Source organism: Asticcacaulis biprosthecium C19, assembly GCF_000204015.1.
GTDB lineage: Bacteria > Pseudomonadota > Alphaproteobacteria > Caulobacterales > Caulobacteraceae > Asticcacaulis > Asticcacaulis biprosthecius.
The window spans coordinates 1,796,330-1,803,983 of record NZ_GL883077.1 but is presented as its reverse complement, the minus strand read 5'-3'; the positions used below and the strand labels follow the sequence as shown (position 1 = coordinate 1,803,983).

The window sequence follows — 7,654 nt, the reverse complement described above, 5'->3', positions numbered from 1 at the left end:
GATGGCGCATCGGACAATTAAAGAAGCCCCTCACCCCAGCCCTCTCCCCGTAAACGGGGAGAGGGAGCTACAGCGCCCTTCATTGCCTACAACGGTTACCCCACCAATACCGGTACCGGGTTCGCGCGGCTTGCATCCAGATACCGTGCCGACACCGGCTTCAGACCGGCATCCAGTTCGATTACCAAGGGATTGCTGGTCGGCACCTCGACGTCCAGGATCGCCTCTTCGCTCAGATTGAACAGCAACTTCAAGATTGCCCGGATCGAATTGCCATGCGCCGCCACCAAGACTGTGTCGCCCGACGTCAAGGCTGGTGTGATCGCCCCGTCCCAGAACGGCAACACACGGTCCAGGGTTGTCTTCAAGCTTTCGGTATCCGGCAGTTCGGCGCCGGCATAGCGGCGGTCAGCCTTGAAATCATATTCCCCGCCGGCGTCCAGCGGCGGCGGCGGCACATCATAAGACCGACGCCAGACCCGGACCTGGTCTTCGCCATGCTTGGCGGCCGTTTCTGCCTTATCCAGCCCCGTCAGCCCGCCATAGTGGCGCTCGTTCAGGTGCCAGTCCTTGGTCACCGGCACATAGGTCTGGCCCGCCGCATCCAAAGCCAGGTTACAGGTGCGGATGGCGCGCGTTAGAACCGACGTAAAGGCGCGATCGATCTCGATGCCCTGTTCCTTGATCAGTTCGCCGCCGCGGCGTGCCTGGGCCTCGCCCTCGGCGGTGAGGTCGACATCGACCCAGCCGGTAAAGCGGTTTTCGAGGTTCCACTGGCTTTGGCCGTGGCGAAGCAGGACGAGGGTCGGCATGAAGGCACCTATGCTGGATCGTGGGAGTCACAGGCTACATAGAAGTCTGCTCAGCCAAGTCAAGCTGGCAAGTCAAGCCACCAGATGGATCGCATCTCCCGGGCTTACATCCCCGCCCTTGACGATGCGGGCATAGATGCCGCAGTCGCGATGACCGTAATTGTCCCACAGCGCCGTGCACAGGTCGATGTCGCGCTCGGCCGTTGTTGGATTCACATGGGTGGCGACACAGCGAACAATCGGTTTCAGCACTTCCAGTTCGGGTCCATCGTCGCCGATGCGCAAGGTGCGGCCGACCCAGCGATGATCTTCAAACGCAGACCAGTCCTCAACCCAGATATTGGCGCGCAGCCGCAGCGGATCGAGCGCCGGCCCGCCTATCCGCGCGCTGACATCGCGCAGCGAGTTGAGGTTCAGGAAGGACACGAACCCCTTCCCGGAGTCGGTAAAGCGAAAAGCGTCCGTTAGCTCAGGCGCCGCAAGGAGGTTCAACGGCTGTACAACGGGGTCATAGTCCTCGTTTACGGCCAGAACGCCCTCGACATGGCGTGCCAACGCCTGCTGCCCGGCACCGGTATCCAGCGCGAACTCCACCGTCTCGCCACCATCCGAAACGGTCAGGACAGCCCGGTCCTCATCGTACTGCGTCCGCAACCGGGCGACGGCGGCAAACCGCGCGAGCACGGCGAACTTCATCTTGGAGATGGTCCTGGGCGCTTCCGGATCAAAGCCAGACGGCCCAACCTCCAGCGCAAACAGACGGTCGAACGGAAAGAAGGCACCTTCGCTCAACGTCGCCTGCGTGACGGCTTCCGGCGTAAACCCCTTGACCGGATGACGCCACAGAGCCGAGACAGTGCCGGTCATTTCCGTCTTTGCTCCAGTTTCTGATAGCCGAACCATAGTAGCAGCATGACGGGCAGATACAGAACGATCAGCGTGATCGCCCAATTGTCAGCAAAGAATTGCCAATGCTCAACAACCTCAATCAGCAACCCCACAACCAACACTGTCGTCGTTGCAATCAGGATTGCTCCCGCGACCCGCGGGAAACGTAAAATCAGCATATTGGCGGCGAAGTAGCCCAAGGCGGCTCCAAATGGCCAAATAAATTCCAGCCAGCTATTGCTGTGCTTCATCACATCAAAGACCTGAATGAGAACGTAGGCGAGCCAAACTATCGGCCCGGCTATCTTGCTGATCTTGTCCACCATCATCCTACCTCCGCCTGGACACAGCCTACACCTAGCGGAACTCTTCCTCAAGCTGTGCCAGACGCTCCGCCTGGTCCTCGGCGATCAGGGCATTGATCATCTGCCCCATGTCACCTTCCATGAACTGCGGCAGGTTATAGAGCGTCAGATTGATGCGATGGTCGCTGACCCGGCCCTGCGGATAGTTATAGGTCCGTATCCGTTCCGAACGGTCGCCCGAGCCGACCTGGGACTTGCGCGAGTCCGATCGTGCCGTATCCAGTGCCTGGCGCTGCATGTCGTACATGCGGGCCTTCAGGTTACGCATGGCGATGGCGCGGTTCTGGTGCTGCGACTTTTCCGAGCTGGTGACGACAATCCCGGTCGGCAGGTGGGTGATACGCACCGCCGAGTCGGTCTTGTTGACGTGCTGGCCACCGGCGCCGGACGAGCGGTAGGTGTCGATGCGCAGGTCCTTGTCGTGGATTTCGATCTCGACATCCTCGGCTTCGGGCAGCACCGCCACGGTCGCGGCCGAGGTATGGATACGGCCACCGGCTTCGGTCGCCGGCACGCGCTGGACCCGGTGAACACCCGACTCGAACTTCAGCTTGCCGAACACACCCTCGCCGGTCACTGACGCAATGATTTCCTTGAAACCGCCGGCCTCGCCTTCGGACAGGCTGTCGACCTCGACCTTCCAGCCTTGCGCCGCCGCATAGCGCGAATACATGCGGAACAGGTCGCCGGCGAACAAGGCCGCCTCGTCGCCACCCGTACCGGCGCGCAGTTCCAGGATGGCCGAGGCGTTCTCGTCCTTGTCCTTGGGCGCCAGCAGCAGCGCGACCCCGCGCTCCAGGTCCGGCAGGCTTTCCTTCAACGCGCCCAGCTCTTCTTCGGCCAGAGGCGCCAGATCTGGATCGCCCAACGCGATCATCTCTTCCAATTCCGGCACCTGGTTACGCGCTTTGAGCAACCGTTCGACCGCGTCGCAGACCGGCTTGATTTCGGCATGCTCCTTCGACAGGCGGACGATCTCGGCGCCGTCCGTCGTCGACTCCATACGCGCCTCGATCATGCGAAAGCGGTCCATGACCTGGTCGAGCTTGGCTTGGGGCAGATGTATCAACGGCGGGCACTCCTCAAGGCCCCCGCTTAACGTTATTTCGGATAGGTATCAACAAAGCTCTGCCGCTTTTCCAGTTGTGCCTGCAAAGCCGCCACCTTCGGCGCCACCGCGCGCCAGTCGATATGCGGATAGCGAAAGTCGGCATAGGTCGCCGCAAGGCCCAGGGTCAGGCTGCCGAGATCAAACACGTCGGGCGAGGGACAGACCGCTTCCGCCGCCGCAAAGCCGCGCACCAGATTGCTTTCCCACCGCTTCAGCCAGAACGGCGAGCGTTCCGTCTCCGGCCGGCGGTTTTCCAACACCATCTTCACGGTCATTTCCAGGATGCCGGCGGCAAGAACCTCCAACCGCCGTACCGGCCAGGCGGCCTCACCGTCCGGCAACAGCCGCGCCCCCGCCCCCTGCCCGTCCAGCCAGTGGCAGATCACGGCGCTGTCGGTCCAGCCCACACCATCATCATCGATCAGGGCCGGGATCTGAGCCAGCGGATTGGCTGCGACCAGGTCGTCCGGACTATCGACCGGCACAGTGAAACACTCCTCCACCCGCGGCATCAGGCCCTTCTCGCGCAGAACAATCCGCACCTTGCGGGCAAATGGCGATCCTGAGTTGACAAAAAGTTTCATGCGACGTCTTCCTGCGCAAAATTTTCCCACCCCGTTCGCATCCCCTGCAAACCCAGCCCCGTCAAGGGAAATATATGCCGCAACGGCGGCAATTCCGGACCACAAAATGGTTAACCAAATCCTAACAAATCGTGGCGAACGTTTGCCTTAATTTAAGAAGTTTCGATTACGGTCCCCAACTGACGAATAAAAATTGACCTCAGAATGAGGGTACTGGTGAAACGTAGCGCGAGCGAACTCAAACTGCTGGCCCCGATGGCCTTGATCGTCGTGGTAGCAGTCTGCGCTTTGGTGGGCAGTCTGTGGGTGTGGGCCGAACAGGCCGACACCCTGTCGCGTACCCGCGAACAAAAGCTGGTCACCCTGGGTCTCAGCCAGATGGCCGACGACCACGCCCTGATGATGACCCCCATCACCATTTGGGACGCGGCGGTCGAAAGCACCCAGGTCAAGTATGACAAGACCTGGGTGAAGGACAATATCGGCAGCTATTTCGAAAACTTTCTCAAGTTCGAATCCAACTTCCTGATGGACGATGCTGGCCGTATCGTCTTTGCCTACCGTAAAGGCGAGGAGGTTGATCCCAAATCCTTCGACGCCATCGCCACCCAGGCCAACGGGGTGATCAAGGACCTGCGCACCCGCTTCGACGAACGCGCCGCCCGCCGCCTCAGCTACAGCGCGGAAAGCAATCACGCCGGCAAGCTGCAGGCCATCAACGGCAAGATATACATCATCGGCGCCAGCCTGCTACTGTCCGACAGCCACGATCCGAAACTACTGGCCTATAAGCCCTATGTCGCCGTCGGAACCCACGAACTGAGCCGTCAGGAACTGGTCGACCTGTCACAACGCTACATGGTGTCCGAGATCACTCTGATGCACCCCGGCGAAGCCAAGCCCCAGGGCGCAGCGTCGGTGCCCTTCGTCGACGAAACCACCGGCGAGACCATTGCCGAACTGGTGTGGAGGCCCGACACGCCGGGCCGCACCCTGTTTGTTCGCACGCTCGGTCCCGTCCTGATGATTTCGCTGGGCCTCGGCCTCATCGCCATCGTCCTGTTGCACCAGAGCCAGAAGGCAGCGCAAGGCCTGATCGCCAGCGAGGCCAAGGCCAAGCATATGGCGCTGCATGACAACCTCACCGGCCTGCCCAACCGCACCCTGTTCGCCGACCGCCTGAACCAGGCGTGCGAACGACTGAACCGGCAAGGCGGCCAGGTCGCCGTCATGTGCATCGGCCTCGACCGCTTCAAAGACGTCAACGACACCCTGGGTCACCTGGCCGGCGACGAACTGATCCGCCACAACGCCGCGAAAATCAGCGGCATCATCCGTTCCGGCGACACCCTGGCCCGCCTCGGCGGCGACGAATTCGTCATCATCCAGACCGATACCGACGGCCTCAGTGCCGCCGCCCTGGCCAAGCGCGTGCTCGAAGTCCTGACCGGCACGGTCAATCTCGAAAGCGGCCAGGTCTTTTCGTCCTGCTCGATCGGCGTCACCCTGATCCATGAAGGCGAGATCGAACCCGCCGAAGCCCTGCGCCAGGCGGACCTGGCCCTGTACCGCGCCAAGGATCTGGGCCGCGGCCAGTACGCCTTCTTCGAACTGGAGATGGACGCCACCATCAAGCTGCGCAAGATGCTGGAAACGGGCCTGCGCGAAGCCATCCACGTCGAGGACATCGACGTCGTCTATCAGCCCCAGGTCGACCATTTCGGCAATATCGTCGGGGTCGAGGCGCTTTGCCGCTGGACCCATGCGACGCGCGGTCCGGTGTCGCCAGCCTATTTCATTCCCCTGGCCGAAGAGTGCGGCCTCATGCACGACCTGGGCAGCCTGGTTATGCGCCGCGCCATGCAAGACAGCCACCGCTGGCCCGGCCTGAAGGTCGCCGTCAATGTTTCGGCCACCCAATTGCGTCACGCCTGCTTCGTCGGCCACATGCGCGATATGCTGGCCCAGACCGGCACGGCCGCCATCCAGATCGAGATCGAGATCACTGAAGGCGTCCTGCTCAACGACGACAACACCACCCAGACCGTGCTGAGCGACCTGCGCCACATGGGCTTCTCCATCGCGCTGGACGACTTCGGCACCGGCTATTCGTCGCTGGGCTATCTCAGCCGCTATCCGGTCGACAAGATCAAGATCGACCGGTCCTTCGTGTCGAACTTGGGCGTCGATCCGGAAGCCGAGGCCGTCATCCGCGCCATCGTCAAGCTGAGCAAGGCGCTGAACCTGAACATCGTCGCCGAAGGCGTCGAAACCCGGGCCCAGAAGAACATCCTGCGCCAGTCCGGCTGCCAGATCATCCAGGGCTACCTGTTCTCACGGCCGGTTCCGCGCGAAGAGATCGATGAAATGATGCGCGCCGATCGCCGCCTGACCATCAGCGATGGCGACCTCAGCGAAATGAAACAGGTCAGCTAGCAGGGTCGCAGACCCTGCACCCGGAAACCTGACAACGCCGATTAGCGCGGAACTCACCACACCATGTGCGCCAGCACATCCGCCTGGCTGGCGTTCAGCACCGTGATGGTGTTGGCGCTGCTGAAGGTGATGACGACATTGCCGCCGACCTGGGCAACCAGCCCAGCATTGGCTACACCACCCGTATAGGCGTTGACGTTGAGGCTGTCGTTCTGCGCCGCCGAGAAGTCGGTGATCGTGTCCTTGCCGCTGCTGGCTTCGAACAGGAAGACATCCGCCCCCAGGCCGCCCGCCAGGTAGTCCGCGCCTCCCTTGCCGTTAAGGGTGTTGGTACCGTCATTGCCGGTCAAGGTGTTGTTGGTCGAATTCCCGGTGGCGTTGATATTGGCGGAACCCGTCAGATTGATGACCTCGGCAAAGCGGCCGCTCAGACTATAGCTGACGGTCGAGAAGATAACGTCCGTGCCTTGTCCGCCGGCTTCGACGACGTTGTCACCCGTAGTCTGGACGTAGTAGGTATCGTCTCCCAGACCTCCCGCCATGGTATCGTTGCCGGCAGCGCCGTCGAGACTATTACTGCCGGTATTGCCGTTCAACGTGTTGCCCAGGGAGTTGCCGGTGGCATTCGTATTGGCTGTCCCGGTCAGGGTCAAAACCTCGACATATCGTCCACTTAAACTGTAGCTGGCAGATGAGTAAATGATATCCGTGCCTTCTCCGTTCAGTTCAACGACCTTGTCCCCAGTTGCTTGGACATAGTAGGTATCATCTCCCAAACCGCCGGTCAGGGTATCGTTGCCGATGCCACCGTCCAGTACGTTATCGGAGTCACTGCCGGTCAGGGAGTCGGCATAGCCCGAACCTGTGAGGTTTTCGATTTCCAGCAAGGTATCCGAACCTGCGCCGCCGGTATTCTGCGCCACTGTGATGGCCAGGCTGACCGTAACGGCGGCCGTCGCGGACGCATAGCTGGCTGTATCGTTGCCGGCGCCCCCGTCGATGGTGTCGTTGCCAAGGCCGCCTTCGAGGACATCGCCGTCCTCGCCACCGTACAGTTCGTCGCCGCCACTCAGGCCGCTGAGGCTGTCGTTTCCGCCTTCGCCATGAAGTCTGTTTGTCGCCGAACCGCCGGTCAGGGTGTCGTTGCCATCACCGGCATAGACGCCCAGGCCATTCGCATCAGGCCCGTTGTTTTCAGACGCATTGCCGACTGTAATGGCGTCGGAATCGGAGGATCCGTAAATGACGGAGTATTGTTCAAGGCCGGTCAACAGGGCGCCCCCTATTGTCGACACGCCACCCGAGAATGCCGCCGTCAGATCCGCTGTAACGCCTGCTGTGGCGCCTGCCAGCGACATCAGCAAAATGTCGGTTTCCGTACCGCCATCGACATGGTCACCATAGCCGGCAAACAGTTGGTCGTTACCCGCGCCGCCGATCAGACTATCGACCTCAACG

Annotated in this window: 7 protein-coding genes; 1 reads left to right on the top strand and 6 read right to left on the bottom strand. The window is 61.4% G+C overall.

What is annotated here, in order from left to right:
* Window positions 1-95: 95 nt before the first annotated feature.
* The 5 genes from gpmA to ABI_RS08375 all read right to left on the bottom strand — a co-directional run bounded on the left by gpmA (window position 96) and on the right by ABI_RS08375 (window position 3,760).
* Complete coding sequence (gene gpmA / locus ABI_RS08395) at window positions 96-812, bottom strand: 2,3-diphosphoglycerate-dependent phosphoglycerate mutase (protein ID WP_006272485.1); 717 nt, start codon at window positions 810-812, stop codon at window positions 96-98.
* A gap of 72 nt (window positions 813-884) precedes the next feature.
* Window positions 885-1,679 carry an MOSC domain-containing protein gene (locus ABI_RS08390; protein WP_040308720.1) on the bottom strand — a complete coding sequence of 265 codons (795 nt, stop codon included), beginning with the start codon at window positions 1,677-1,679 and terminating at the stop codon, window positions 885-887.
* Entirely contained in the window at window positions 1,676-2,026 is a 351-nt protein-coding gene (locus ABI_RS08385) for a hypothetical protein (protein WP_006272483.1), read from the bottom strand. Before ABI_RS08385 ends, ABI_RS08390 begins: the two co-directional genes overlap by 4 nt.
* Before the next feature lie 31 nt (window positions 2,027-2,057).
* Window positions 2,058-3,131 (bottom strand): peptide chain release factor 1, encoded by a 1,074-nt coding sequence (gene prfA / locus ABI_RS08380; protein WP_040309073.1) that lies wholly within the window; start codon window positions 3,129-3,131, stop codon window positions 2,058-2,060.
* Window positions 3,132-3,166: 35 nt separating this feature from the next.
* Window positions 3,167-3,760: a glutathione S-transferase N-terminal domain-containing protein gene (locus tag ABI_RS08375; RefSeq protein WP_006272481.1), complete on the bottom strand. Its 594-nt coding sequence runs from the start codon at window positions 3,758-3,760 to the stop codon at window positions 3,167-3,169.
* Between the two features lie 216 nt (window positions 3,761-3,976).
* On the opposite strand from ABI_RS08375, the gene ABI_RS08370 reads away from it, so the two are divergent.
* Complete coding sequence (locus ABI_RS08370) at window positions 3,977-6,196, top strand: putative bifunctional diguanylate cyclase/phosphodiesterase (protein WP_245531313.1); 2,220 nt, start codon at window positions 3,977-3,979, stop codon at window positions 6,194-6,196.
* A 53-nt stretch (window positions 6,197-6,249) separates the two neighbouring features.
* On the opposite strand, the gene ABI_RS08365 is transcribed toward ABI_RS08370, so the two are convergent.
* Window positions 6,250-7,654 (bottom strand): calcium-binding protein (locus ABI_RS08365; protein WP_169313715.1); only part of this gene is annotated, 1,405 nt, incomplete at its 5' end.